The 24,100-nt window shown below is 71.4% G+C and carries 25 protein-coding genes, 1 tRNA gene and 1 pseudogene; 16 read left to right on the forward strand and 11 right to left on the reverse strand.

The window, feature by feature from the left end:
* Positions 1-17: 17 nt before the first annotated feature.
* Both E4A51_RS12655 and E4A51_RS12660 read right to left on the reverse strand, forming a co-directional pair.
* The gene (locus E4A51_RS12655) at positions 18-425 is read right to left on the reverse strand and encodes a PIN domain-containing protein (RefSeq protein ID WP_134851939.1); all 408 of its coding nucleotides are present in this window, start codon (positions 423-425) and stop codon (positions 18-20) included.
* Positions 410-667, reverse strand: a complete 258-nt coding sequence (locus E4A51_RS12660; RefSeq protein ID WP_134851940.1) for a type II toxin-antitoxin system Phd/YefM family antitoxin — start codon at positions 665-667, stop codon at positions 410-412. The genes E4A51_RS12655 and E4A51_RS12660 overlap by 16 nt, the downstream gene beginning before the upstream one ends.
* Positions 668-761: 94 nt before the next feature.
* Here E4A51_RS12660 and E4A51_RS12665 point away from each other — a divergent pair, with 94 nt between their 5' ends.
* A complete protein-coding gene (locus tag E4A51_RS12665; RefSeq protein WP_134851941.1) occupies positions 762-1,307 on the forward strand; it encodes a DUF427 domain-containing protein in 546 nt (181 codons plus the stop codon).
* 3 nt (positions 1,308-1,310) lie between these two features.
* Here the strand turns inward: E4A51_RS12665 and E4A51_RS12670 are convergent, their stop codons facing one another.
* Positions 1,311-3,458, reverse strand: coding sequence for a DEAD/DEAH box helicase (locus E4A51_RS12670; protein ID WP_134851942.1), 2,148 nt, complete (start codon positions 3,456-3,458; stop codon positions 1,311-1,313).
* Between the two features lie 402 nt (positions 3,459-3,860).
* Positions 3,861-5,747, reverse strand: coding sequence for an endo-1,4-beta-xylanase (locus tag E4A51_RS12675; protein WP_134851943.1), 1,887 nt, complete (start codon positions 5,745-5,747; stop codon positions 3,861-3,863).
* Between the two features lie 377 nt (positions 5,748-6,124).
* On the opposite strand from E4A51_RS12675, the gene E4A51_RS12680 reads away from it, so the two are divergent.
* Entirely contained in the window at positions 6,125-8,512 is a 2,388-nt protein-coding gene (locus E4A51_RS12680; RefSeq protein ID WP_134851944.1) for an endo-1,4-beta-xylanase, read from the forward strand.
* Positions 8,513-8,629: 117 nt separating this feature from the next.
* On the opposite strand, the gene E4A51_RS12685 is transcribed toward E4A51_RS12680, so the two are convergent.
* On the reverse strand, positions 8,630-9,049 hold the full coding sequence (locus E4A51_RS12685; protein WP_134851945.1) for a nitroreductase family deazaflavin-dependent oxidoreductase: 420 nt from the start codon (positions 9,047-9,049) through the stop codon (positions 8,630-8,632).
* A gap of 522 nt (positions 9,050-9,571) precedes the next feature.
* On the opposite strand from E4A51_RS12685, the gene E4A51_RS12690 reads away from it, so the two are divergent.
* The 3 genes from E4A51_RS12690 (at position 9,572) to E4A51_RS12695 (ending at position 10,752) form a co-directional block, all read left to right on the forward strand.
* Positions 9,572-10,006 carry a hypothetical protein gene (locus tag E4A51_RS12690; RefSeq protein WP_134851946.1) on the forward strand — a complete coding sequence of 145 codons (435 nt, stop codon included), beginning with the start codon at positions 9,572-9,574 and terminating at the stop codon, positions 10,004-10,006.
* Positions 10,007-10,049: 43 nt separating this feature from the next.
* The gene (locus E4A51_RS18985) at positions 10,050-10,301 is read left to right on the forward strand and encodes an HGGxSTG domain-containing protein (RefSeq protein WP_370297500.1); all 252 of its coding nucleotides are present in this window, start codon (positions 10,050-10,052) and stop codon (positions 10,299-10,301) included.
* A 91-nt stretch (positions 10,302-10,392) separates the two neighbouring features.
* Positions 10,393-10,752, forward strand: a complete 360-nt coding sequence (locus tag E4A51_RS12695; RefSeq protein ID WP_134851947.1) for a hypothetical protein — start codon at positions 10,393-10,395, stop codon at positions 10,750-10,752.
* Between the two features lie 459 nt (positions 10,753-11,211).
* Here E4A51_RS12695 and E4A51_RS12700 read toward each other — a convergent pair whose 3' ends face one another.
* Positions 11,212-11,712 (reverse strand): hypothetical protein, encoded by a 501-nt coding sequence (locus E4A51_RS12700; protein ID WP_134851948.1) that lies wholly within the window; start codon positions 11,710-11,712, stop codon positions 11,212-11,214.
* Positions 11,713-11,795: 83 nt separating this feature from the next.
* Between E4A51_RS12700 and E4A51_RS12705 the strand changes: the two genes are divergently transcribed.
* From E4A51_RS12705 to E4A51_RS18855, 4 genes are all read left to right on the forward strand, one after another.
* Positions 11,796-12,128, forward strand: coding sequence for a hypothetical protein (locus tag E4A51_RS12705; protein WP_134851949.1), 333 nt, complete (start codon positions 11,796-11,798; stop codon positions 12,126-12,128).
* 533 nt (positions 12,129-12,661) lie between these two features.
* The gene (locus E4A51_RS12710; RefSeq protein ID WP_206120048.1) at positions 12,662-13,720 is read left to right on the forward strand and encodes an IS110 family transposase; all 1,059 of its coding nucleotides are present in this window, start codon (positions 12,662-12,664) and stop codon (positions 13,718-13,720) included.
* A gap of 117 nt (positions 13,721-13,837) precedes the next feature.
* A complete protein-coding gene (locus E4A51_RS12715) occupies positions 13,838-14,086 on the forward strand; it encodes a hypothetical protein (protein WP_134851950.1) in 249 nt (82 codons plus the stop codon).
* 180 nt (positions 14,087-14,266) lie between these two features.
* Complete coding sequence (locus E4A51_RS18855) at positions 14,267-14,392, forward strand: hypothetical protein (protein WP_255430619.1); 126 nt, start codon at positions 14,267-14,269, stop codon at positions 14,390-14,392.
* Here E4A51_RS18855 and E4A51_RS12720 read toward each other — a convergent pair.
* A pseudogene (locus tag E4A51_RS12720) lies at positions 14,389-15,287 on the reverse strand (IS5 family transposase). The gene E4A51_RS18855 and the pseudogene E4A51_RS12720 sit on opposite strands and share 4 nt — an antisense overlap.
* A gap of 92 nt (positions 15,288-15,379) precedes the next feature.
* Here E4A51_RS12720 and E4A51_RS18590 point away from each other — a divergent pair.
* Positions 15,380-16,264, forward strand: coding sequence for a hypothetical protein (locus tag E4A51_RS18590; protein ID WP_134851951.1), 885 nt, complete (start codon positions 15,380-15,382; stop codon positions 16,262-16,264).
* A gap of 99 nt (positions 16,265-16,363) precedes the next feature.
* Here E4A51_RS18590 and E4A51_RS12730 read toward each other — a convergent pair whose 3' ends face one another.
* The 3 genes from E4A51_RS12730 to E4A51_RS18860 form a co-directional block, all read right to left on the reverse strand.
* Entirely contained in the window at positions 16,364-16,888 is a 525-nt protein-coding gene (locus tag E4A51_RS12730) for a hypothetical protein (protein ID WP_134851952.1), read from the reverse strand.
* Positions 16,889-17,092: 204 nt separating this feature from the next.
* Positions 17,093-17,473, reverse strand: coding sequence for a HicB family toxin-antitoxin system (locus E4A51_RS12735; protein WP_134851953.1), 381 nt, complete (start codon positions 17,471-17,473; stop codon positions 17,093-17,095).
* The gene (locus E4A51_RS18860) at positions 17,470-17,604 is read right to left on the reverse strand and encodes a hypothetical protein (protein ID WP_255430620.1); all 135 of its coding nucleotides are present in this window, start codon (positions 17,602-17,604) and stop codon (positions 17,470-17,472) included. The genes E4A51_RS12735 and E4A51_RS18860 overlap by 4 nt, the downstream gene beginning before the upstream one ends.
* A 147-nt stretch (positions 17,605-17,751) precedes the next feature.
* Here E4A51_RS18860 and E4A51_RS18395 point away from each other — a divergent pair, with 147 nt between their 5' ends.
* Positions 17,752-17,919, forward strand: a complete 168-nt coding sequence (locus E4A51_RS18395; protein ID WP_167748908.1) for a hypothetical protein — start codon at positions 17,752-17,754, stop codon at positions 17,917-17,919.
* Between the two features lie 303 nt (positions 17,920-18,222).
* Here E4A51_RS18395 and E4A51_RS12740 read toward each other — a convergent pair.
* A tRNA-Arg gene (locus tag E4A51_RS12740) sits at positions 18,223-18,295 on the reverse strand.
* 521 nt (positions 18,296-18,816) lie between these two features.
* Here E4A51_RS12740 and E4A51_RS12745 point away from each other — a divergent pair.
* From E4A51_RS12745 to E4A51_RS12765, 5 genes are all read left to right on the forward strand, one after another.
* Positions 18,817-20,457, forward strand: coding sequence for a hypothetical protein (locus tag E4A51_RS12745; protein ID WP_134851954.1), 1,641 nt, complete (start codon positions 18,817-18,819; stop codon positions 20,455-20,457).
* 8 nt (positions 20,458-20,465) lie between these two features.
* The gene (locus E4A51_RS12750) at positions 20,466-21,050 is read left to right on the forward strand and encodes a hypothetical protein (RefSeq protein ID WP_134851955.1); all 585 of its coding nucleotides are present in this window, start codon (positions 20,466-20,468) and stop codon (positions 21,048-21,050) included.
* 199 nt (positions 21,051-21,249) lie between these two features.
* On the forward strand, positions 21,250-21,723 hold the full coding sequence (locus E4A51_RS12755; RefSeq protein WP_167748909.1) for a hypothetical protein: 474 nt from the start codon (positions 21,250-21,252) through the stop codon (positions 21,721-21,723).
* 354 nt (positions 21,724-22,077) lie between these two features.
* On the forward strand, positions 22,078-22,317 hold the full coding sequence (locus tag E4A51_RS12760; RefSeq protein ID WP_134851957.1) for a hypothetical protein: 240 nt from the start codon (positions 22,078-22,080) through the stop codon (positions 22,315-22,317).
* Positions 22,318-22,370: 53 nt separating this feature from the next.
* Positions 22,371-23,945 carry a hypothetical protein gene (locus E4A51_RS12765; RefSeq protein WP_134851958.1) on the forward strand — a complete coding sequence of 525 codons (1,575 nt, stop codon included), beginning with the start codon at positions 22,371-22,373 and terminating at the stop codon, positions 23,943-23,945.
* Positions 23,946-24,100: the final 155 nt, after the last annotated feature.

Genomic DNA, 24,100 nt, shown 5'->3' on the forward strand with positions numbered 1-24,100 from the left:
CGCCGATTCGCCGACTCTCAGCGCCGCGGGACGAGGACCACCCGGACCTCGGGGAGGTCGCCGAACCGCGCGCGGGCGTCGCACGACGCGACCGTGCGACCGTGCTCGGCGGCGTGCGCCGCGATGATCAGGTCGTGCGCCCCCCGCGGCTGGCCCGCGCGGCGGACGTGCGCGATCAGGCGCGCGTGCTCGGCGGCGGTGCGCTCGGTGTAGTCGAGCACGGTGATCGCCGACGTGATCGCGGCGAGCACCCGCGCACGGTCGGCTGCCCGTCGCGCGGTGTCGGCGAGCTCGATGCCCGTGCGGAACTCCGCGACCGTCACCGCGGCGATCGCGAGGTCGTCGTCGTCGAACAGGCCGCGGTCGACGGTGCCGCGCTCGTAGGCGATCAGCGTCGTGGTGTCGAGGATCAGCCGGCGCGCCACGGGTCGCTCTCGTCGGTCGTGAGCAGCGCGGTCGCGGCGGCGACGTCGCCCTCGAGGTCGTCGTCGAGCGTGGGGACCCCCGCCAGCGCCGCGCGGAGCGCGCTGCCGGTCGTGGAGACCGCGGGCGCGATCTGGGCGACGACGCGCCCGCCACGCGTGATCGCGATCGTGTCCCCGCGCTCGACGGCGTCCAGCAGGTCGGAGAACCCGCGCGAGGCGCGCGTGGCGGTGACGGTGCGCATGACAGGATCGTACGCGCACATCTGAGAATCTGATAGAAGTGACCCCGTAGTTGCCGCGGGTGCGCGCCGTCGGCCCGCGGGCGACAGTGGGGCCATGACGTCGGACACCTGGCACCCGCGTACTCCCCCGCCCGGCGGTCGCGCCGCCGTCCCGCCCGGGCCCGGGCAGGAGTCGGTGTGGGACTACCCGCGGCCGCCCGCGGTCGTGCCGAGCGACGAGCACGTCGTCGTGCGGCTCGGGGACACGGTCGTCGTCGACACGCGGCGCGCGCTGCGCGTGCTGGAGACGTCGCACCCGCCGACGTACTACCTGCCGCTGGCCGACGTCGCGCCGGGCGCGCTCGTGCCGGTCGCGGGCGCCTCGACGGTGTGCGAGTTCAAGGGCCGCGCGACGTACTTCGACGTCGTCGGCACCGACGCGGGTACGCGCGTCGTCCGCCCGCGCGCCGCGTGGGGCTACCCGGACCCGCGGCCCGGGTACGAGGCGCTGCTCGACCACGTCGCGCTCTACCCGGCCGGGCTGGTCTGCACGGTCGACGGCGAGGCCGTCGAGGCGCAGGAGGGCGACTTCTACGGCGGGTGGCGCACCCGCCGCGTCGTCGGGCCGTTCAAGGGCGGCGCGGGCACCTGGGGCTGGTGACGCTCAGGCGGCGACGCCCTCGGCGCGCAGCGCGTCGGTGAGCAGGCCGACCAGGGCGTCGAGCTGCACGTCCGTCGACGCGGCGTCCTCGTCGAGCGCGACGCCGTCGAGCGCCGCCGCCGCGAGCCCCGACTTGGCGTCGATGAGCTCGGCGATGCGCGCGTCGATGGTCTGCGCCGCGATCACGCGCCACGCCGTGACGGGCTGGTCCTGGCCGATGCGGTGCACGCGGTCGATGGCCTGCGTCTGCTCGGCGTCGGTCCACGGCAGCTCGGCGAGCACGAGGTTCGACGCGACCTGCAGGTTCAGCCCGACGCCCGCCGCCATGAGCGAGCACACGACGACCTGCACCTCGGGGTCCTCGACGAACGCCGTGACGTTCTTCTCGCGCTGGCGCGGGGTCTGGTCGCCGCGGATCGACGCGTGCTTGAGGCCGCGCTCGGTGAACAGCTGCTCGGCGGCGTCCATGACGTCGACGTGCTTGGCGAAGAACACGACCTTGCCGACGTTCCGCGCGAGCTGCGCCGCGTAGTCCGCCGCGAGCCCGGCCTTCGCCTGGCCGATGCGGCGGACCATCGTGAAGACGTTCTCGCCCTTCGTCTTCGACGACGCGTCCTTGAGCTCGGCGGCCGCGACGCGGCGCGCGAGGTCGAGGTCCACGCGGTCGACGATCTCGCCGCGGGCCGCGACGGCCGAGCGGTAGTGCTCGACCAGGCGCTGCGCGAGCGCGGCCTCGGCCGCGCGGATCGAGCGGCCGACCGCGCCGTCGAGCTCGACGGGCAGGTCCGCGACGCGGCGCGCCGGGATGTCCGCGGCCACGTCGACCTTGCGGCGCCGCACGATGCCCATGTCGATGACCGCGGACCGCGCGGCGGCGGAGAACCCGGGGTCGGCGGGCGTCAGGCCCGTCTCCTCGAGCGCCGACATGAGCGGTGCGAGCGGCTTGTCGTCGTCGATCCAGCCGAGGAACTGCCAGATCGCGCGGAAGTCCTCGATGTCGTTGATGAGGGGCGTGCCCGTCAGCGCCATGAGCAGCGGCCGCGTGGCACGCAGGCGGATCTTGTCGGCGATGCCCAGCACGTGCTGCGAGCGCAGCGACGTCTTGTTCTTGATGAAGTGCGCCTCGTCGACGACCATGCCGCGGAACCCGTGCGTGCCGAGCCACCCGGCGTGCCGGTCGAGGATGTCGTAGTTGACGACCACGACGTCGGCGAACCCGTCGACGTCCTCGCCGTCGCCGTGCACCACGGTGACGTTGCGCAGCGGCAGCCACATGCCGACCTCGTGCGCCCAGTTGGTCTTGACGACGTTGGGGACGACGACGAGCAGCGGGAACGCGTCGGCGGCCTGCGCGGCGAGCAGCGCCTGCGCGGTCTTGCCGAGGCCCGGCTCGTCGGCCAGCAGGAACGTGCGGTGCCCGCGCGCGGCGGCGGCCACGAGCCGCGCCTGGTGCGGCATGAGCTCGCGCCCGTGCAGGCCCGGCAGGGTGCGGACGTCGGGCAGCTCCATGCACGCGGGCGAGCCGTTGGCGGCACGCTCGAACGAGCGGAACAGCGGCTCGAGCAGCTCCCACCCGTCGAGGCGGTGCGTGCGGGGCGCGGCGCGCAGGGCCGCGGCGGCCTCGAAGTCCGGTGCGAGGAACGGGTTGGCCAGGCGCGCGGCGATGACCGACTGCGGCACGACCCGCTTGTCGGTGCCCGCGGTCGGCGCGGGGGCCGGCGTGGGCTCGGGCTCGTCGGGGACGTCGAGCCCCCCGGCACGCATCACGGTCTCCTTGTAGGAGCGCGCGGCGTCGGACAGCTTCGCGTCGTCGGTGAGCAGCGTCAGCAGGGTCGTGTCGCGCGCGGCGATGCGCGCGAGCTGCGTCGCGACGCCGTCGAGCCGCTTGAGCTGCTGCGCCTTCTTCGCCTCCGACAGGTCGGCGTCGCCCATGACGCGGGCGCGCTCCTCGCGCACGAGCAGCGCGACGACCTGGAACTTGGTCCGCACGCCGGAGCGCGTGGGCGTGCGCTGCACGGCGTCGTCGACCTCACGGGCGATCCCGGCGAGGACGGGGATGATCCCCTCCTGGTCGGGGTGCGCGGCGCGACGGCGCTGGCCGCCCGCGTCGGGGCGGGCACGCCCGGGGCGTCGCTGGCCGGCTCGGGCCACAGGTCCTCCTCCAACTGCGATGCCTGCACCGCGAGCACGGTGCAGCACGACGGGCCGCGGCCCACGGCGGGGCCGCTCACGCCCGGCGGCGCACCAGACCGGTGCGTGCGCCGACGGCGGCACGGGCCGTCCGCCCGTCGGGGGCGGGCCACGGACCTCGAGGTCCGCTCCCAGCTCTCCCGGCGCGTCGACGACGCGAGGACCCCATCTGATCACACGTGGGGCCCGATCCACGAGCGCCGGGCCGCGCGCGAGGCCGACGTCACGCGGGTGGCGGCACGTCGGGCGCGACGCGGGGCCGCGCGGCGCGCCCGTCGATGGCCGGGGGCGGACACGGCAGACGGCAGCAGGGCGAGGCGTCGTGCCCCGCCCTGCTGCCGTCTGGACCCGCCGGCGCCGCCGCTACCGCCGCTCGAGCGCGGCGACCGCCTCGTGCAGCGCGGCCGTGGCGGCGTTGACCTTGCCCTGCGCGCCGGGCGTCGCGAGCACCGCGATCACGCGGCCCAGCACGGCCTTGACGCGCGCGATGCTCAGGCCCGTGAAGTCCTTCGCGCTGAGCTTGAGCGCCTTGACCTCAACGATCGCGGCCTCGAGCTTCGAGGTGTCGACGACCGGGTGCCGCTGCCCGAGCCACCGCTCGGGGTTCGCGGACGCGGCGGCGCCGAGCTTCTCGGAGAAGTCGCTGTTGAAGATCAGCGGGTTGTGCGTGAACCGCCACGACGCCTGGTCGGTCATGCCCCAGAACGTCACGCGGTTGATGTCGGTCGAGTACTTCTTGTAGACCGCGAAGTACTCGGCGAACCGCTGCGCCTGGATCTTCTCGAGCTCGGCGCGGTTGCTGATCTTGCCGACCCAGTAGTCGAACTCGCCGCGCGAGATGCGGTCGGCGACGGTCGGGTCGGTGAGGTCGCGGTACGCGGCGCGGTCCTCGCCCTCGGGCTGGCCGTTCCACGCCTCCCAGACCTGCAGGTCGAGCTCGCTGATGCTGGCGGTGAAGCCGGCCTCGGTGATGAGCTGCAGCGACCGCTCGACCGACGCCTCGTTCGAGCAGGCGCCCGGCTGCCACTCGGCCGCCGCGTCCTTCACGAGCGAGCGCAGGCGCGTGCGGTCCGAGCACGCGAACGCGGGGGTCTGGTTGATGTAGTTGTGCGACTGCAGGCCGATCGACTCGACCAGCTGGCGCGGGTCCTCGGGGTGCTCGGCGGCGTACCGGGCGTTGAGGTCGGTGGCCATCGCGAGGATCGCCTGCGCCTTGCCCTCGGACTGGAAGACGTTGAAGTCGTTGTACTCCAGGCGCGCCTCGGGCCCGTACTGGCGCGCGTAGACGAACGCGTCGTACAGGAAGTCGGCGGGGTGCTCGCCGGCGGCCGTGTCGGCGCCGTTCGCGTACGCGCTGTACCAGCGGGACTGCCCGCCGTTGGGGCCGCCGCGCAGGTAGTCGCGCCAGTCCTGCGTCGCGGGGTCGAACTCCGCGAGCCCGTCGACGAACGCCTCGTTGACGACGTCCCACGACTCGGCCTTGCCGCGGTAGTGCGTGAGCACCTCGCGGATGTACTCCTCCATGTTGGCCTTGGCCTGCGCGCGCGTGCCGCCCGTGGCGCCGCTGTTGATGCGCGCGGGCGACTGCCCGTGCCACACCAGCACGTGGCCGTGGACCTTCATGCCGCGCGCGAGCGTCTGGTCGACGAACGCGTCGGCCGGCCCGAAGTTGAACGTGAACTCGCCCGTCACCGGGTCGATGTTGTTGTTGGGCAGCAGCTGGTCGGGCTTCATGTTGTTCTCGGCGGTCATCACCGAGTAGTGCCGCGCGATCGTCGACGACGCCTGCGAGCCGTCCGCGTAGGTGCCGGCGTTGGAGTAGATGTTCCCGACGTCGAAGTAGTCGCGGTACACCTCCTTGAGCGGCGCGATCTGCGGCCGGAACGACGTCTCGAGCGTGACGTCGCCCTCGGGCATCGTGAACGACAGGGCGCGCGCGCCGATCCACGCGAGGTCGGCGGACGTCCAGCCGGCCCACACCTGCCCCGCCCCGGGCGTCGCGGTGAGCTCGACCGTGTCGCCGGGCGCGTACGTGCCGCCGCCGGTGACCGTGCCCGCGCCGGTCGCGCGGATCGTGACGTCGTACGTGGCCGCGTCGACCGCGGCGTGCGCGGGCGCCACGAACCCGACGGTCGCGAGCGCGACCGCGAGGCCCGCGCCGGCCCAGCGCGCCGGGCGCTTGGCAGCGCGCCGCCGAGCGTCGTGCCGTGCCGTCTCCTCGGTCCCGCCACCTCTGGTCCGTCGGGTCATCGACTGCTCCTCCCCAAGGGTCGACCCGGGCAGGCGCGCACCGCGGGACCACGTCGTCCCGCACGTCCGCGCTGCTCAGGGGTTCGACGCGCGGGCGACGACCGCCCGCGGCGACGCGGGTGGACCCGGCGTCGGGTCCCGGGCGGCGCCACCGTCGTCGTCGACGGCAAACGCTCGCCACACCGCGTGGGGTCAACGTAGGCGGCGTCGGAAACGGACGTCAAGACCCGACCAACCGGACGTGGCGGACTCTTGACAACCCCGGAGCGTCGCGGGCTAGGTTCGACGTCATCACGGGCGGAGAACGTTTGCCGTCGTCCTCCGCCGTCGCCGAGCCCCGCGCAGCGTCGCGCCGGGGAGCGCCCCTGGAGGCACCCATGCCGGGTCCGGACGTCACCGCACCCCTGCGCCCGCTCGTCCCCCGTCGTCGTCGCGCGAGCCGCACCGCCGCCCGTGTGGGCGCACCGCTGCTGGCCGCGGTGCTCGCCGTCGGCGCGCTCGGGCCCGCCGGCCCCGCGGCGGCCGCGCCCGAGCCGGCCGCGCTGCCGGAGCCCGGGCAGACGTTCGAGCACTACCCGCCCATGAAGGACCAGCACGCCGACCGGTTCTCGATGGGGATCTTCGGTGCGGGCGAGATCGAGGGGCTGCTGTACAACTACGCGTCGTACACGCCGGGCAACGAGATGAAGCCCGAGAGCACGCAGCGCGACAAGGGCGTGTTCACGTACGACGCGGCCGAGGCGGCGTTCGCGCGGTACACGTCGCGCAACCCCGACCTGGCGCTGTACGGGCACACGCTCGCGTGGCACTCGCAGTCCCCGACGTGGATGTGGGACGCGCCGCCCGCGCGGTTCGACCAGCCGGGCACGTTCGACCGCGACACCGCGTTGGCGAACCTGAACGCGCACGTCGAGAACGTGCTGGGGCACTTCGGGGACCGGCTCGTGGCCGTCGACGTGGTCAACGAGGCCGTCGGCACCGCGAACCCCGCGGACTGGCGCGGGTCGCTCGCCAAGGGCGAGGGCTGGTACCAGGCGTTGGGCGCCGACTGGGTGGAGCTCGCGTTCGTCAAGGCCGCCGAGGTGGTCGACGCGCACGGCTGGGACGTCAAGCTCACGTACAACGACTTCGGGCTGGACTCCCCCGCCAAGGCGCGCGTGGTCTACGAGATGGTCAAGGACATCAACGCGCGGCACGCGGGCGAGCGGCCGGGCGGTCGCCCGCTCATCGAGGTCATCGGCATGCAGGGCCACTACAACCTGGCCACCGACGTCGCGGCCGTCGAGCAGAACATCCGGCTGTTCGCGTCGCTCGGGGACGTCGAGGTGCACGTCACCGAGATGGACATCGCGCTGCCGCCGGGCGAGCTGACGCCCGAGGCCGAGAACAACCAGGGCATGAAGTACGCCCAGCTGTTCAAGATCTACCGCGACTACGGCGCGGGGCCGGGCAACACGACCGGCAACCCGAAGGTCGTGCACGCCGTGAAGCTCGCGGGCGTGCGTGACGTGCGGCAGGGCTGGAAGGGCGGCGAGTTCGCCATGCCGTACGACTACGACGGCAAGGCCAAGCTCGCGCTGCTGGGCATCCTGTACCCCGAGGAGTTCCTGGCGACGCACGAGTACGTGGACCTGCCGGGTGGTGGCGACCGCGAGCCCGTGCCGGGCGTGCACGTGTACGACACGTCGCTGGGCGACGCGTGGAGCGGCGCGAACGTCGTGCTGGGCGACGACGCGGCGGTGTGGCCGTGGTCGACGACCGACGACGGCGAGGTCGCGTTCCGCCCCGAGGCCGGCACGACGTACCGGCTGACGGTCAACTACACCGCGAAGGGCACGACGGCGATCCGCGTGCGCTGGCTCAAGGACAACACCAACGGCGGGTACACCACGGGCGACGGCGCGGTCATCAACGACCACCAGTACGCCGCCGGGCAGGTGGCCACCCACATCCCCGCGTACTTCAACAGCGGCATGGTCAACATGGGCAGCTACGACCTGGTCACCGAGATCACGCTCGACGGCGACCAGCCCGCCGACGGCCTGATCGGCAACATCGGCATCCGCGGCGGCGGGGGCGGCAACGCGTTCTCGATCAACGCGCTGCGCGTCGAGAAGCTCGGCGCCGGTGGTACTGCCGAGACCGTGGCGCAGTGGCCGGGTGAGGTCGCGCAGCCGCCGGCCATAGCGCCGTCCGCGCCGACGTCCGTCACCGCGACCGCGGGCAACGGCACCGCCGACGTGTCGTGGACCGCGCCGTCCGACGACGGCAGCAGCGCCGTCACGTCCTCGACCGTGACCGCGCAGCCGGGCGGGGCCACGTGCACGACGGACACCACCGCGTGCACCCTCACGGGGCTGGCGAACGGGACCGCGTACACGTTCACGGTGACCGCGACGAACGCGGTCGGGACGTCGGAGGCGTCGGCGCCGTCGGCCCCCGTGACACCGTTCGGCGCGCCGGGGACGCGCGGGTCCGTCGCGCTGGCCGTGTCCGCCGAGGCGGTGTGCGTCGACGGCAAGCCGCGCGTCACCGTGCACGTGCGGAACACCGAGCGGGTGCCCGTGCTGGTCGCCGCGACGTCGCCGTGGCGCGGGGTCGGCGGGTGGCTGGTGTGGCCGGGGTCGAGCGTGCAGAAGACGTGGACCGTGCCGGGCACGAGCGTCGACGCCGGGACGGTGCGGGTCACCGGGGCGGGGATCGTCGCGTGGGGAGCCGGGCTCAGCGGGTACGACGCCGGGTACGCGGGGGTGAGCTGCGGGTGAGGTGATCGGCGGCGCCTGCGGTCGCCGACGACTCTGCCGTCCGCTTGTCCGGTGGTGAGGGTTGACCAGATCCCACATCGCCCGGTGCTCGTCGGTGGTGCGTCGCTCGCGGAGTCCTCATCGTCCGCGGGTGTCGACGCCCTCGGGGGCCGGCGGGCGGAGCACCGGAAGCTCGACGTAGTCGCGGCACCGGATGGGCCAGCGCAGCAGCGCACGCTGGGGTTGCGGGATGCGGGTCATCGCGTCGGCGGGCTCCAGGACGCGCGGCGCTCCGAGACTGAGGATCTCCCGACCCATCCGCATCCGGCACCCACCCGCGTGACGGACGTTCGCCAACCACTGGACGTCCGAGCCGTAGGTCAGCGCGATCGTCACCACGCCGCCGCGACGGAACGCAATGAGCGGGGTGTGCCGCACAGTCCCGGTCTTCCGGCCGACGTGCTCGAGGTCGACGATCGACCCGATCCCCGCGAGCCGCAGCATGACCGGGTTGGTGAACCGCTTGTTGAGGCGGATGATCCCACGGGCCAACGGCATGACGTCCTCCCGGGTGCAGTGCTTCCAGTCTGCACGCCCGCGACGTCCACCGCGTGCGTCCGCGGCAGGCCGTCTACGTCAGGCGACCGGTCGCTCACCCAGGACCAGCCAGCTGGAGGCGGTCACGACCGCAGCACCCACCCGGCCCTGGCCGACGCAACACGACTGTGCGCCTGGGCAGATTCGAACTGCCGACACCCGCTGCAGGAGAGCGGCGACGATCCGACATCTGCCCTGTTCCGGCCGTCGCAGATGGTGCCTGGGCTCCTGTGGGGGGCTGGCGGGCTGCTGCGAGGAACGCCTCGGCGCGAAGCTGCGACCGTGTCAAGCTCGTCGACGCGGTCACAGTCGACATCGCCCGTGACCCCGAGCCCCTTGGGCCTCCTCGACGACCACGGCGCCGAGCACCGCTCGTATGCCATCCGTGCAGTCCTTGACGCGCTCGCCACCCGGGGACGACTCGTCTGATGTCTACGCAGGCGAACACCCCCAACGGCAGGCTCGTCTCACTACCGTCAGCCCATGCGACCCTCATGGATTGCGGCCACTCGTGCACTCACGGTCAGCGCCGTCGTACTCATGATCGCGACCGCGTGTGCCTCGACGCCAACCCCGAGCACCCCGACTTCTCGCGTCCCTCCGGCGTTCGACGGCTACGACATCGCCACCCTCGACCCCTACTTCGGTGGCGCCTGGGTACACACCGGCCCCGTCAAGACGGGCTGCGGCCCCATCGGGACCCAGACGTGCGCACACCTACTGGTCGCGAACGACCCAGCGTGCGCAGAGGGCTTCTACGCGAACGTCCAGTTCAAGGACGAGTACGGCGACACCATCGACAACGTGCGTGGGCGAGCGCTCGGCGTCAACCCTGACACCCTGACCACTCTCGATGTGCCCACCGCGTCCACCCGGACCGTCAAGAGCGTCACCGTCGAGAGCGCCGGCTGCATCTGACACCCCCTAGCAGCACACTCGGGGCATGCCACGCCCCCCAGCCATGTGGGACGACGACCCCATACCGTGTGACAAGTGCGGGACACCCCATGCCCGCTGCACCGCCCACACCCGCCGCGGCGCCCACTGCGGACAGCCCCGCATGGCCGGCCAGCGCGTGTGCCGCCTCCACGGCGGGAAGTCCCCGCAGGCCCTCGCCGGTGCGGAGCGCCGTCAGGGCGAGGAGCGCGCTCGCCGCGCGCTGGGGTCGTTCGGTGCGCCGGCGGGGGTGTCGCGGACCCCGGGTCGGTGCTAATCGGGCTGATCGAGGTGTTGCCCGGCCTGGTGGACGGCTACCGGGAGCAGATCCGGGACCTCGGCAGGGGGCCCTGGCGTGGGGCGTGACGATGACGAAGACGGAGACCGCCGGAGGCATGGGCCTCACGTTCGGTGGCCGTGAGGTCGACGACGAGGATACCGTGGGGCTGGTCGACTTCGGGTCGGTGCCGGCGTCCGAGGTCGAGTCGAAGGCCGCGATGTCGGTGTGGCTGCGGCTGTTCAACGAGGAGCGCGACCGGCTCGCCAACCTCGCCGTCGCGGCGTTGCGGGCGGGGGTGGCTGAGCGGCAGATCCAGCTGGCGGAGCAGCAGGGTCAGGTCGTGGGGAACGTGATCCGGCAGATCCTCGACGCGCCGCTGACCGTGGTCGTGGCTCCGGTGGGGCGGATGGGCCCGGCGGAGGGGTGGCGGGACGCGTTCGTGACGTAGTGGGGTCGGGCTGTGGCTGAGGTGGTGCCTCGGCACCTGCGGCTCTTGGCGGCCGGCGGGGCGTGAGCCTGGCCTTCCCCTCGGGGACTTCCTTCGGTGCCCCGATGCCGAGGAGCGTGAAGGCGATCGCCACGAGGGCGCCCCCCACATAAAAGACCCATCGGGTGTCCGCGAAGGTCCCGGCGATGAAGGCCAGGACGCCGAGCAGCGAGACCGGGCTGGCGATGCCCAGGAGGTCCTCGTTGCGGCGGCGCTCGGAACGCCGCGCCATGCGTACGACGCGCTCGTCGATGCTGTCCTCGAGTCGATCACGGACCTCGCCGATCGGCAGGGCGTCGCGGATCTTGATGTCGTCGAGGATGTCGTCGCGGGGTGACCGTCGGCGGGCGACTACCCAGCTCGCGGCGGTCACGATGAGGCCGACGACGACCGCGGCGAGAGCGAGCCAGGAGTCGAGTGTCATGCCTTCACGCCGAGCTCTACCCGCGCGGTCAGGGTGTACGCCGTGCGCGCGCTCGAAGCCGCGTCCAGAGCCGCGTGCAGCTCATCAGCCGTGCGGCCCGGGATCGAGACAGTTGCCCCGAGAGCGTTCACGGCCCGGTCGTACTCCAAGCACGTCTTCCCGCTCTGCTCGCTGCACAGGAGCAGGACAGCCGCTACGGCATCATCAGCCGCGCGGAAGAGCTCGCGGGGAACCTCGATGCCGGCGGGACAAGACTTCCCCTTGTCGATTGCATCCAGTGTCCGAAACGCGGGCTCGCGCACGGTGTCTTCGATGGCACCCAGTTGGGTGAGCGCGGTGCGGTGGACGGCGAGGACCTCGTCGCGTCGAGACGTTCGGGTCTGCATCCTGTGTAGCTCGCGCGCTGACCGCGCGGTGAGCGCCTGCTGCGTGAGCAGCGCAAGGGCCGTGATGGTCACGGGGACCGCACCAACGAGGAGCGTCTGCCACCAGGTCATGCCGGCCATTCTGTCGCGCAGACCGCCCCTGCGAGGGTGAACGCGTGACGGAATGAGTGACACCCCCGGCGCACCATCCGGGCATGAGCGCAGCCTTCTGGATCAGCCTCGTCACCCTCCCCGCAGTGGTCACCGCCACCGCGGTCGCAGCGTGGATCGTGGCCGCCGTGTGGCCCACCCTTCAGCGGTGGGCGCGCGCCCGACGCCCCGCACGCGTCGCCGACCATGCCTTCATCGACGTCGGCCGGCGCTGGGGCGGCATGGGCCGCTCGGGCATCAGCCTCCGCGAACGAGCCGTCGCGGCCTCGTCGCTCGTGCAGGCGCCGCGCCTGTGGACGTGGGACCCGTTCCCCGGGTGGAACGTCGTCATCGCGCGCGACTACGAGGACCCGAGCGAGGAGACGAAGGCCGCGTAGGTCGCCGCCCGGAAGGCGTTCGAGGGGCTGTACCTGCCGTTCGAGCACCAGGCCCGAGAGGAGGACGCACGACGATCTACCTCCTCGGCGTCGCCACCCTCCCGGCGCTCGCGCTCGTCGCCTGGCTCGCCCTGCTTGGGATCCACGCGGCGACGACGTCGTCGTGGAGGCGCTGGCGGCCCACGTTCATCGGCGACGAGCACACCCGCGCCCGGCACACCGCCACGCTCGCCACCGCACGGCACGTCCTCGTGATCCGTCTCCCGGCAGCCGGCTCCTGGCCTGGCTGTGAGGATCTCGACGCAGCCTCGTTGAGTGCGGTGGGCTGTGGTCGGTGACTGCACGTGTGACCCTTGGCCTGACTGGCTTCGTGCCTTGCAGCCGACTTGTCCGCGTGTGGTTGCCGGCCCCGGCCCGACCGGAGTTGCTGGCCTGATCAGGAGCTTGACCGCCCGTGGCTGCGGGCGTGTCCCGTCACAGTCCTGCCGTCTCCAGCCGGGCCGGAACCCTTCACGTTCCCCCGGATCAAGGAGATGAACGCGATGCCCAGTCTTGCCGAGGTCGTCGATGTCGTCATCGGGGTCGACACCCACAAGCACACTCACACCGCTGCGGTCGTGGACGCGGTCACCGGCGGTGTGCTCGCCGAAATCACGGTCGGGACCGACGCGGGCGGCTACGACAGGTTGCTTGCGTGGGCCGCGACCCATGCTCAGGGGCGGGCGTGGGCCCTGGAGGGAGCCGGTGGCTACGGCGCGGGCCTGGCCCGGCACCTGGGCGCCGCTGGCGAGCAGGTCGTCGAGGTGGATCGCCCGGCACGTTCTGCGCAACGTCACGGCGCGAAGTCCGACTCGCTGGACGCAGCCCGCGCCGCCCGTGAGGCGCTGGGCCGGGCACACCTGGCGCAGGTCACGTCTGATGGTCCGCGCGGGCAGCTCGCCGCGCTGATGGCTGCTCGCCGCAGCGCGGTCGAGGCGGCCACGCTCGCGCAACGTCAGCTGCACGCCCTGGTGACCACAGCCCCGGAGACCCTGCGTGCTGTCTTCCGCGGCCAGAGCACCGCGGTCATGACCGGCACGGCGGCCCGGTTGCGGCAACGCGCGAGCTGGGACCCGCACATCATCACGACCGCGTCGGTCCTGCGGACCTTGGCCCGGCGCGTCCTCGCCCTGCAGCGCGAGGCCCGCGATCACGAGCAGGCGATGGCCGCCATCGTGCGGGCCTGGCGCCCGGACCTGCTCGAGCAGACCGGGGTCGGGGTGATCGTCGCAGCGCAGGTCCTGATCAGCTGGTCCCACCCCGGGCGCATCCGCTCCGAGGCTGCGTTCGCGATGCTCGCCGGCACCGCCCCGATCCCGGCCTCGTCCGGGATGCGCACCCGCCACCGACTCAACCGCTCGGGTGACCGTCAGCTCAACCGCGCTCTGCACGTCGTGGCACTCTCACGCGCCCGATATGACGCACGCACCCGCGACTACATCGAACGGCGCCGAGCCCAGGGCAAGACCGACCGGGAGATCCGCCGCTGCCTCAAGCGCTACATCGCCCGCGACCTGTTCCGCCAACTCGAACACAGTGCCCTACCGGCTTGACGATCCATAGGAGCGTCGGTCGAACATCCACCCCGGGACCGACAACGCGGCCGCCCGCGCGCACTTCGGCGTCATGGACGCGCTGCTCGAGGAGTCCGACCGCGCGCGAGGGCACCCGTGACCGCGGCGACCGTGGAGTGGTGGGAGCACGCCGCCCGCATGTTCGAACCCCCGCCCCCACCCCGCTGGGCCACCCCCGGCGACCTCGCCCGGTTCCTCGACCCACGGACCATGCAGACGCCCGCGCTCGACGTCATCGACGCCGCACTCGTCCAGACGTTCACCACCCCCGACGCGCGCGTCATCATCTCGATGCCCCCACAGGAGGGGAAGTCCCAGCGCGCGTCCCGCCGGTTCCCTCTGTAGGGCCTCACGCAGAACCCGAACCTGCGCATCGCGATCGCGTCCTCCGAAGCCGGCGTCGCCCGCCGCTGGGGCCGCGCGATCCGCGACGACATCACCACGCACGGCGCCGACCTCGGCCTCCGCGTCCGCGACGACCTGTCCGCGCAGCACGAGTGGCAGCTCGCCGGGCACGACGGCGGCGTGTTCACCGCTGGCGTCGGCGGCGCCATGACCGGACGCCCCGTGGACATGCTCATCATCGACGACCCGATCAAGGGCCGCGAGGAAGCCGACTCCCCCACCTACCGGGAACGCGCGTGGGACTAGGGCGTGTCTCTTAACCGTTTGAGGCAGAGGAGGATCGCGCGTAGGACGGCTGCTCCGCGGTAGGTCACGGCGTGCTTGTCGTAGCGGGTCGCCAGGCCGCGCCATTGCTTGAGGTGGGCGAAGGCGCGTTCGACGACGTTGCGTCCGCGGTAGTCGACCGGGTCGAAGGCCGGCGGGCGACCGCCTGCGGCTCCTCGCCTCTTGCGGTTGCGGATCTGGTCTGAGGGTTCGGGGATGACCCGCGCCGATCCCGCGGGCGCGCAGCAGGGCCCGGTGCGCGCGGGCGGAGTACGCCTTGTCCGCCCGCACCCGGTCCGGGCGGGTGCGCGGCCGACCCGGACCAAGGCGCGCGACGCGCAGGTGCTCGAGCAGGACCGGGAACATCGGAGAGTCGTTGCTCTGGCCCGCGCCGACGAGCACGACCATCGGCAAGCCGCCGCCGTCGACGAGCTGGTGGATCTTCGTCGAGAGCCCGCCTCGGGACCGGCCGATGCCGTGATCAGGGGGTTCGATCAGCAGATTCGTGTGATTCGACCGAGCCCCCCGTGATGCGCGGCAGGGTCGCGGCGTGCTGATGGGCACGGTTGACCGTGGCGTCCACCGACACCGCCCAGTCGATCCGACCTTCAGCGTCGGCCTGCGCGAGCAGTGCGGCGTGGATCTTGTCCCAGGTCCCATCCCTGGAGAACCGGGCGTGACGCTTCCAGACCGTCTGCCACGGGCCGAACGACGCGGGCAGGTCCCGCCACGGCGAGCCCGTCCGGTAGTGCCAGATGATCCCCTCGACCACCCTGCGGTGATCAGCGAACGGCCGACCACCACCGGGGGCCATCGAGGGCATCAGCGGGGCGATCAGCTCCCACTCGGCATCCGACAGAACGGCATCACGCGACACCCGAACAGCCTCGCAGCGGACCCGACCAACCCTTAGGAGACACGCCCTAGTGGCAGGAGACCGCAGCGACCCGCCTCGCACCGGGCGCCCCGGTGGTGCTCATCCTGACCCGGTGGCACGAGGACGACCTCGCGGGCCGGATCCTCGCCGCGGAGGACGGGCACCTGTGGCGGGTCGTGTCGATCCCCGCGCAGGCCGACGACGCGAACGACCCGCTCGGCCGTGACGTCGGCGAGTACATGGTGTCCGCGCGCGGCCGCACCAGGGAGCAGTGGGAGGCGATCAAGACCCGGTCGACCGCGCGCACCTGGGCCGCGCTGTACCAGCAGCGCCCCGCGCCTGTGGAGGGCGCCGTGTGGAAGGCGCCGTGGATCGAGCTCAACCGTGCACGCACCGGCGACGTGTGGCAGGACCTCGCCCGCGTCATCGTCTCTGTCGACCCCGCCGCGAAGTCGAAGCGCACGTCGGGCTACACCGGCATCGTCGTCGTCGGCCTCGACACCCAGGGGCATGGGTGGGTCCTCAACGACCGGACCCTGCGCGGCACGCCGACCGAGTGGGGCACGGCCGCGTGGGACGCGCTCCTGGACTGGAACGGCACCGAGGTCGTCGTCGAGGACAACCAGGGCGGCGAGATGGTCCTCGAGGTCATGCGCACCACGTGGGCCGCGGTGAAGGGCCGCCGCCGCGTCACCCAGCTCGCGCCGAAGGTCACCCCGGTAACGGCCCGACAGTCGAAGCGTGTCCGCGCGGAGGCCGTCGCCGCGTACTACGAGACGGGCCGGGTTCACCATGCCGCGGACGGCACGGACCGCCTCAGCAAGCTCGAGGGGCAGATGCTCTCGTGGACGGGTGATGGGGACTCCCCGGACCGGATCGACGCGCTCACGCACGGGCTGACGGCGTTGTTCCTGCCGGCGCACTCGGGGGACGCGGTCCGCGCTCCGCAGCGGCGCACAGCGTCCCGGTTCCGATGACGCTGCACGTCTTCGAGGACGGGTCGTTCGAGCCGGTTGGCGGGCGACTCCCTGAGGGCTGAACACCGGGGCCGGGTCGCATCGTCGACCCGCCCCTGCTCAGTCGAGTAGCAGCGCCACGACACCCGGTAGCAGACCGCCGAGGAATCCCCACATCGCCGCGAACCACGCCATCTTGCGATCGTGCTCCCGCTGCAGCGCCGCGATCATCCTCCCCGGATCCAGCACGGGCCGCCTCCGCCGCACCCATCGGACCGGCCTCGTGTACATGTCCACCACGTCGGCAATAGCACGGGTCTCGCGTTCCGCGCGCTCGCCGCTCCAGTCGTCGGGGCCGGATGCGACCGCCTGGATGGTCGTCTCCTTTGGTGTGAACGTGACGACCCAGGGGTTCACACCGAACATGCCGTTCGCTAGCGGTGTCGAGCACGCACCTGTGATCTGCAGCTCACGCCTCTCGACGCGCCCATGCTCCGCTGCAGCCTCAGCAGCCGCACCCGGATCGGACGCATCAAACTGATGCACCTCGGCGAGCAACAGGGGGCCGACCACCAACTCCTTGACCCCGAGCGGCTTGAGCCGCTCGAGCAGCAACCGCAGCGAGTCTGTGTCCTCGAACACCACCGGGCGGACCCGGATGAGGTGCCAGCTGAGCCCCCTCGGGCGCCACGTCCGTCGCTCCGCCCAATGGTGGAGCCGTAACCCAGCTCGACCCACCCCCTCACGAACGCGCGCGCGCATCATGCGCCACAACGTAGCGCCAGGAGGTCTCAGCCATGCCTGATTCGCGCTTGATGTTCGTGGGCTCCGCCACGTGGCCGGCGCGCCTCAGCCGGCGACGAGCTGGTGCGCGCGCAGGTGCGACACCCCGAGGATCGCACCCACGTCCCGCAGAGGAACGTCGCGCGCGACCAGGTCCCGCGCGAGCGCCGCGGTGTGCTCGCGCGCGGCCGCCTCGAGGCGCTCCGCCTCGGCGCGCTCCCGGCGGAGAGTCGCGAGGCGGTCAGCGACGTCGACGTCTCCGACTTTCGCGACCTCGACGGTCACGGTCCCGTCGCTGAGGGGGACGTCGAGGGTGACGGCGACGAGCTCGCGTGCCATGCCCTCGACGTCGTCGAGCCGGCGGGACTGGGTGACGCCGACGTCGGGGACTGTGATGGTCCACCAGCGGCCCTCGCGGGCCGCGGTGGCGGTGTAGGTGGTGCTCATCGGGTCTCCTTGAGGGCCTTGGTGATCTGGCGGTAGACGCCGGGGCTGATGGTGCGGTGCCCGTCGGGGACCGTGATGCTCACGCCGCTGGGGCGCTGCCACCGGGTGTGGGACGCGACAACGTTCGCCACCACATCCTGCCGCTCAAGTCCGGGAGTTGGTCCGGTGGCGTCGATCCACACGCCACCGATCGATTCCGCGGTGCGCGCTTCTCCGTCGCGTGGCGTGTCGGTCGATCGCAGTGTTCTGAGCGCTGCTATGTCCGACGATCATCGCCGATGATCAGGCAGTCGATGCCGCACACATCGTTTGGCAGCACGACGGCGTCGAGCACATCCACCCGCGCGGTCGACCGGGTCAGACGCGACGCCCTCGTCGACATCAGCGACCGCCGGTGGCAGACCAAGTACGTGTGGCTCGGCGCGCCGGACATCCGCCGCCGCTGACTACCGGCGGCCGCGCAGCCGGTTCCGGATGACCCACCACAGCACCTCGTCGACGATCTGCGCCGCGGGCTCGGCGAGGACCCGACCGAGGTCTGTGTGGCGCCGCGGCCGCAGCACGGACCTGGTCGGGGGTTCGATCAGGCGCCATCTCTGGGGGCTCCCTAGGTGCTACGCGTCACGGGATGTGGCTGTAAGCCCTGGTCACGGGCGTGCACTCGGGAGCACCCGACGAGCCCCCAGCGGCGTGGTGCTACACGATCTGTCACAGCAGGAAATGGCACCTGACCTGTGGTGATACCGGTGTGCGCCTGGGCAGATTCGAACTGCCGACACCCGCTTTAGGAGAGCGGTGCTCTATCCCCTGAGCTACAGGCGCGCGGGACATGCGGGAATCGTGGTCAGAAACCCGCCGGCGATCTCGACCGGCACTGCTGATCGTGGTCTCGCTGGTCCCGTGCTGCACCGGTCGGGGCCGTGCGGTCCGATCGGCGCGGGTTCAGCCTACCGGTGCCGTGACTCGGGGTGCGCCGACAGCCCCTCGAGAGGGCTGGTGTCGTCACCGTTCGGTTCGGGGTAGAGCCTTACGCGCTACAGCGGTACTGATCGCCGGTCCCGTCGGGGTCTGGATCGGTGACCATGGTCGCGCCGCAGCACACTGAGAGCGCGGGGCGGATCTGAGTCACTTCGGCCATCGCGCCGTCGGCCGCGGACTCGGACATCGCGGGCACGAGACCACCTCCATCCTGGTCCGTCGTCGAGCGAACCGGCTCGCAGGCAACCGACATCCGGCTGCCAACGCAGCCGAACAGGGCTTGCGTGCCGCCGTCCGGGTGAGCGCGACTACATGTGGGCGCGAACGACACACGCCACTCGACTCCAGCGGCCACCATGGTGCCCATGGAGCTCGTCGACGTCGCCACCGCCTCACCCGATGTCCTGGCCACCGCGGTGGAGGCCGAGCTGGCTTCGCAGCACCGGTTGCTACCCCACCGTCGGGACTACGCGGCCCTGCTAGGACACGGCGAGGAGATCGCTCGACTCGTGAAAGGCAGGGCTTCTCTGGGGACGCCGCCGGACCTCGGCGACGTCGTGTTCGCCCAGAAGGACGTCAGCGGCAGCCGTCCGCTCACGGTGATGGGTCTGCTCGACGCCGTCGCCTACCGGCACCTCTGCAACCTCCTGGCCCCGCGGCTCCCTGAGACCGTGACGCGGCGAACGCCGTCCGCCGAGTTCAAACGGGCTTTGATCGAGGAAGCCGAGCGTGCCCAGCCTGGCGAGACTCCACTCTCGCACATCGCGGTGACGGACGTGACTGCTTACTACGAGTTCGTCGACCACGGGCTGCTGGCCGACGAACTCGTTGCGCAGACCGGCGACGAACCGATCGTCGACCAGCTGCTCACCCTGGCGGCCGGCGTGATGGGCCGCAGCGTCGGCATCCCCCAGATTCACGCCTCGAGTGATGTCCTGGGAGACGTCTACATCGATCGCGTCCGCCGCCAGATGCGTCGCCGCGGCTTCAAGACCGTCACGTACTCCGACGACTTCCGGATCGGGGCGCCGAGCCTGAGCGAGGCTCGACGCGCACTCGAGCTGTGCGCCTTCGAGATGCGGCACCTCGGCCTAGTGATGAACGAGCGGAAGACGTTCACCTACTCGCTGCAGAGCTACCGCGATGATCTCGACAAGTTCGCCAGGGCCGAGCGTGAGCTTTTCGTGGGCGCCGAAGAGCTTCAGAACTTCTGGGTGGACACCTATGCGGGTGAGGAAGCGATCGCACAGCCGACGTCGCTCGCGGCGGATCCGCTCAGCGGGAACGACGACGAGGAATCTGCCGCATTTGTAGCCACTGCGGGGGAACTGAGGGAGATCGACGCGACCCCGGTTCTTATGGACGCCGCCGAGCGCGCCCTTGCCAAGTGGGTGGAAGCGGATCGATCTACCGAAACACGATCCCGAACCAGCGTCGCAATCACGCAGTCGCTGCTCGGGCGCGCTTTGCCCATTCTCGGGGCCAGCGGTTCGCCGACGGTACTCGACCACGCGATCGGGATCTTGGCTAGCGCACCGTCCCTCACCCCACAGCTCGCCGACTATCTGATCCGCTATTCGCAGGGTGGACCCGATCACCGCACCAAGGTCCGCGACCTGCTCGACAACGTCGTCACGAGCTCGATCCTCAGCGACTGGCAGGCGATCTGGATCGCGCACGTCGCGAGCTACCAACGCGGCAGCGGCCTCGCTCGACGGCACGTCCTGTGGCTGCGCGAGTGCATCGAGACCAAGCCAGACGCGGTTGCTGCTCACGCGGCCGCAGCTCTCGGAAACATCGGCCGTGGTGACGGGGAAGACCTCGTCACGGCTCTAGGACGTATCGGCCCGACCTGGCGGAGCCTGGCCCTGTGGGGCCTCGCTCGCGTCTCAACCGCGCTGGCGCAGGAAGTCGCGGAGGACGGCGTCGACCGGGTGATGGTCGGGGGGACAGCGCCCCGCAAGGGGAAGCCGACCCGGGTGCGGCGCGGGCACGCGCGACCGTGATCCCCTACGTGGCCACCGAGGCGGCCGAGACTGCGTGCACCCTGATCAACCGCGCGGTCGCCGGGTACCTCACAGCCGAACGCACCGCGGCGAGCTCCCCGCCTGCGCGCCGGCGCCTGCGCTCAGCACAGCAATCCCGCCTCGGGGAGCAGCGCGACGCCGCAGTCATCCGGATCGCCTCGATCACCGAAGCGTTCTGCGCCGACCGCCTGATCGACGAGGTCGAGGCGGAGATGGATCTACCCACGGCGCAACGCCTTTTGGAACTGTGGCAATCCGCAGCAATCAACGCGACATCCTCCTGGAAAAGCCAACGAGACCACTACAAGGACTGGCTCGGCATTCGAGGAATCTCGTGGGATTTCGTGATGGGGGTTGCGACCGCCCGGAACTCGATAGCCCACGGGCTCGGAAGTCTCACCAGGATGCAGTTGAAATCGCGTAAATCCACTGAGACGCAGCTCAAGAACGCGAGCATCGCTCTCGCCGGGGACCGAGTGCTGATCGACGCGAGCTCCTTGCGCTCGATCGCCACCGGCTGCATCGCTCACCTCCTGGCCGTCGATGAAGCCGTCAGCACCAGGTCAAGGTGACCTTCACGACCTGGAGGCGCACCGCGGGCTGGATCGTGGTCGCGCTCGCCTTCCTTGGGATGATCGGTTGCCTGGCCGCCCTCGTGTCGGCCGTCCGAACGGACCTGCTTCACCGTCCTGAGCGACGACATTCAAACCCCCTGGGTGGAATCGGAACTGACCGCCGGAGCCCAGATCGACGTATCGGAGGCAGGGAAGCATGGGCATGTCGACATCCCCGAATGTGGCTAGCCAGGACACCGACGCTCACCTGGTGACAAGCAAGCGGCTGTGGTCGGCGATCTGGGTGGCGTTCGCCGTGACGATGGGCTTGGCAGCCGTCGACTACGTGACGCTGTTCATGAGCGCAGTGATCCCCGGGTGGATCTGGTGCATCACCGCCGACGGCCTGCTACTCGCCGCAGGAGTCGTGGCGGTGTTCATGGACGTCGCGACCGCGCGTCGCGAGCGCGGGCCGCTGCGGCGCGATGTCCTGGCGAAGGCCGTCGCGTGCGTCGTGGTCGCGGTGTGGGCGGTGGCGCTGTGGGCGACGCTGGACGGTAGGTGCTTCGCGCAGGAGTGCACGGCGGTGCCGCAAGCGGTGACGTTGTTCGCGGTGTTCCCGGTCCTTCCGCTGGCTGCTCTGACGTTGATCGGGTACCTGGTTCGCCGCTCGCGGCCCGTGCAAGACTGACGCTGCGCGGCACTCGTCCGCGTGCGTGACCTGTCCTCGGCGGGGCTGGCTGAGGGGACAGGCGAGAGGCGTGGTCAGAGACCTGTCGACGATCTCGACCGGCACTGCTGAGCAGCACGCGGGCCGCGACGACACGAGACGGCCAGCGGCTCACGACGGAGTCCGTCACCACGGCCTCGCGCCGCCGCGCCGAAAGGCAGGCAAGAGAAGCGTCGATTACGGCAGACTTCTCCGATGGAACAGCATCGCCACCCGCAGGCCCAGGGACCGCGCCGGCGCCGCGTGCCTGTGGTCGTGATCAGCGTCGTCGGTGGGCTTCTCCTGAGCGCATGGTCGTGGTTCGCCGTGCGGTGGGTGACCCCTGTCGACGGCACCTGCCTCGCCATCGCACCCGCGCCGGCGGGCTGCGAGCCGCGGCGCGTGGGCGCCGCGTGGCCCCTCACGGCGGCGCTCGCCGTGTCCGTGCTGACGTCCGTGCTCCTGGCTGCGCGTCCTCGCACCCTGAGCGCGGCGGCCGTCGTCGTCATCATCGGAGCGCTGGTCGTCATGACCGCAGTCGCTGCGTGGACTCTCTGGGCGATGCCCTGGTTGTGAACCCGTTCGAGTGAAGAAGAGCCTCATTCGGCGGTCTCTCCTGCGCATGACCCATGACTAGCGTCATCACTCGTCAGGGTCGGGATGACGACGATGTCGCCCGGCGAACCGGTCACATGCCATCCCGGGGAGGGATCGACATGCTCCGCCGTACCCGTTCACTGTCCTGCACCGCTGCCGCGCTGACTCTGCTCGTCCTGGCCGGCGCTTCCAGCGCTGCCGGGGTCGGCCCGACCGCGGCCGAGCCCGCCCAGCCGGCACCCACCGTCGACCCGGTCACGCTCACAGCGGTGCAGAGGCAGCTCAGCCAGATCACCACACCCGTGCAGGTCGACCCGAGCCTGGTCGACGCCGACCAGGCCCTCCTGGAGGCCACCCGCGGCCTCGACGGGTTCGCCGGCGCGTGGCTGGACGAGGAGGGAGGTCGGCAAGTCGTCACCGTCGCCACCACGGCACCGACGTCGCTCCGGCTGCGCTCAGCCGGGGACATCGCCCGCGCGATGACGGCGCGCGCGACGCAGCAGCACATCGAGCGTCTGGACGTGCTCGGCGCCCTGGCCGAGGGAGCGCGCGTGCGCACCACCTCGGCCACCTACACCTTCGACCAGCTCAAGCAGTGGCAGGCGACGATCGACGAGCACCTCTCCGGCCTGGTCTTCTCGGACGCCGACGAACGCCACAACACCGTCACGATCGGAGTCCCACCGGGGTCCGACTCGACCGCGATCACTGCACGAGCGCAGGGTCTCGGCATTCCCGACGACGCTCTGAAGATCGTGGAGGCGGACTTCTCCCCGACGTTGCGCGACGACCACCGTCCCGTCGCCGGCGGTCAGCAGATCCAGTTCGTGAAGCCGATCTTCGGGGACATCGGCACCATCTTCAGCGCGTACAACTGCACTCTCGGCGTCAACGCGCGGATCGTGAACCTCACGACCCCGCTCAACGGGTACCTCACCAACTCGCACTGCTCGATCGACTACGCCCAGGCGGACGGCACCTACCACTGGCAGCCGTCGGTGCCGCTCGGCAGCATCATCAACACGGCCAACCGGATCGGCTACGAGGTCCTCGACCCGCCGCTCTACACGGGCAACCCGTACGGCGACACGTCGGGCTCGGTGAACTGCCCCTCCGGCAACCAGTGCCGCCTGAGCGACGCGGCGTTCGGCGCGTACGACGGCGACTACACCGGAACCACGCGCGGCTACATCGCCCGGCCGTCCTCCCTGAACGACCACAGCACCTGGAACGGGACGAGCACCTACCGGATCACGGCCGCGGGTGCGCCGACCGGAGCCGTCCGCGCGGTCGGGCGCACGTCGGGGATGAGCACCGGCTCCATCACGCAGAGCTGCGTGCGGATCGCCAACATCGACGGCATGCCGGGGATCGCGCAGAACTGCCAGTACATCGGCACCTACTCGTCACAGGGCGGCGACTCGGGCGGCCCGGTGTTCCGGGTCACCAACAGCCCGTCGGCCAACGACGTGACGTTCGTGGGCCTGAACTGGGGCGGCGGGACGATCAACGGCCAGGCGGTCGGCATCGTGTCGTCCTGGCCACTGATGCAGGTCGACTTCAGCCCGTACGACGTCCGCGTGTGCCAGGCGGCCTTCACCTGCTGACGTCGATGCACGGCGCCGTGGTCCCCGGCTCGCGGATGAGCCGGGGACCACGTGCGTGACCGGCGGTACCCGACGGCCAGGTGGCCGGACATCGGCCGGCGCGCCTGCACGCAGCCTCGTCGGCCGGCTCGATGCCCTGGCCCGACCCACCTCAT

The sequence above is a fragment of the Cellulomonas sp. HD19AZ1 genome (assembly GCF_004535805.1).
GTDB classification, from domain to species: Bacteria; Actinomycetota; Actinomycetes; order Actinomycetales; family Cellulomonadaceae; genus Cellulomonas; species Cellulomonas iranensis.

Bases quoted from the DNA above. Each gene is read 5' to 3' on its own strand.
- E4A51_RS12700 (WP_134851948.1), bottom strand. From the start codon at position 11,712: ATGACCTGGTGGCAGACGCTCCTCGTTGGTGCGGTCCCCGTGACCATC.
- E4A51_RS12690 (WP_134851946.1), top strand. From the start codon at position 9,572: ATGCGACCCTCATGGATTGCGGCCACTCGTGCACTCACGGTCAGCGCC.
- E4A51_RS12765 (WP_134851958.1), top strand. From the start codon at position 22,371: ATGACTAGCGTCATCACTCGTCAGGGTCGGGATGACGACGATGTCGCC.
- E4A51_RS12755 (WP_167748909.1), top strand. From the start codon at position 21,250: ATGGGCATGTCGACATCCCCGAATGTGGCTAGCCAGGACACCGACGCT.
- E4A51_RS12735 (WP_134851953.1), bottom strand. From the start codon at position 17,473: ATGAGCACCACCTACACCGCCACCGCGGCCCGCGAGGGCCGCTGGTGG.
- E4A51_RS12695 (WP_134851947.1), top strand. From the start codon at position 10,393: ATGACGAAGACGGAGACCGCCGGAGGCATGGGCCTCACGTTCGGTGGC.
- E4A51_RS12705 (WP_134851949.1), top strand. From the start codon at position 11,796: ATGAGCGCAGCCTTCTGGATCAGCCTCGTCACCCTCCCCGCAGTGGTC.
- E4A51_RS18395 (WP_167748908.1), top strand. From the start codon at position 17,752: ATGATCAGGCAGTCGATGCCGCACACATCGTTTGGCAGCACGACGGCG.
- E4A51_RS12660 (WP_134851940.1), bottom strand. From the start codon at position 667: ATGCGCACCGTCACCGCCACGCGCGCCTCGCGCGGGTTCTCCGACCTG.
- E4A51_RS12745 (WP_134851954.1), top strand. From the start codon at position 18,817: ATGGAGCTCGTCGACGTCGCCACCGCCTCACCCGATGTCCTGGCCACC.
- E4A51_RS18985 (WP_370297500.1), top strand. From the start codon at position 10,050: ATGTGGGACGACGACCCCATACCGTGTGACAAGTGCGGGACACCCCAT.
- E4A51_RS12665 (WP_134851941.1), top strand. From the start codon at position 762: ATGACGTCGGACACCTGGCACCCGCGTACTCCCCCGCCCGGCGGTCGC.
- E4A51_RS12675 (WP_134851943.1), bottom strand. From the start codon at position 5,747: ATGACCCGACGGACCAGAGGTGGCGGGACCGAGGAGACGGCACGGCAC.
- E4A51_RS12710 (WP_206120048.1), top strand. From the start codon at position 12,662: ATGAACGCGATGCCCAGTCTTGCCGAGGTCGTCGATGTCGTCATCGGG.
- E4A51_RS12685 (WP_134851945.1), bottom strand. From the start codon at position 9,049: ATGCCGTTGGCCCGTGGGATCATCCGCCTCAACAAGCGGTTCACCAAC.
- E4A51_RS12680 (WP_134851944.1), top strand. From the start codon at position 6,125: ATGCCGGGTCCGGACGTCACCGCACCCCTGCGCCCGCTCGTCCCCCGT.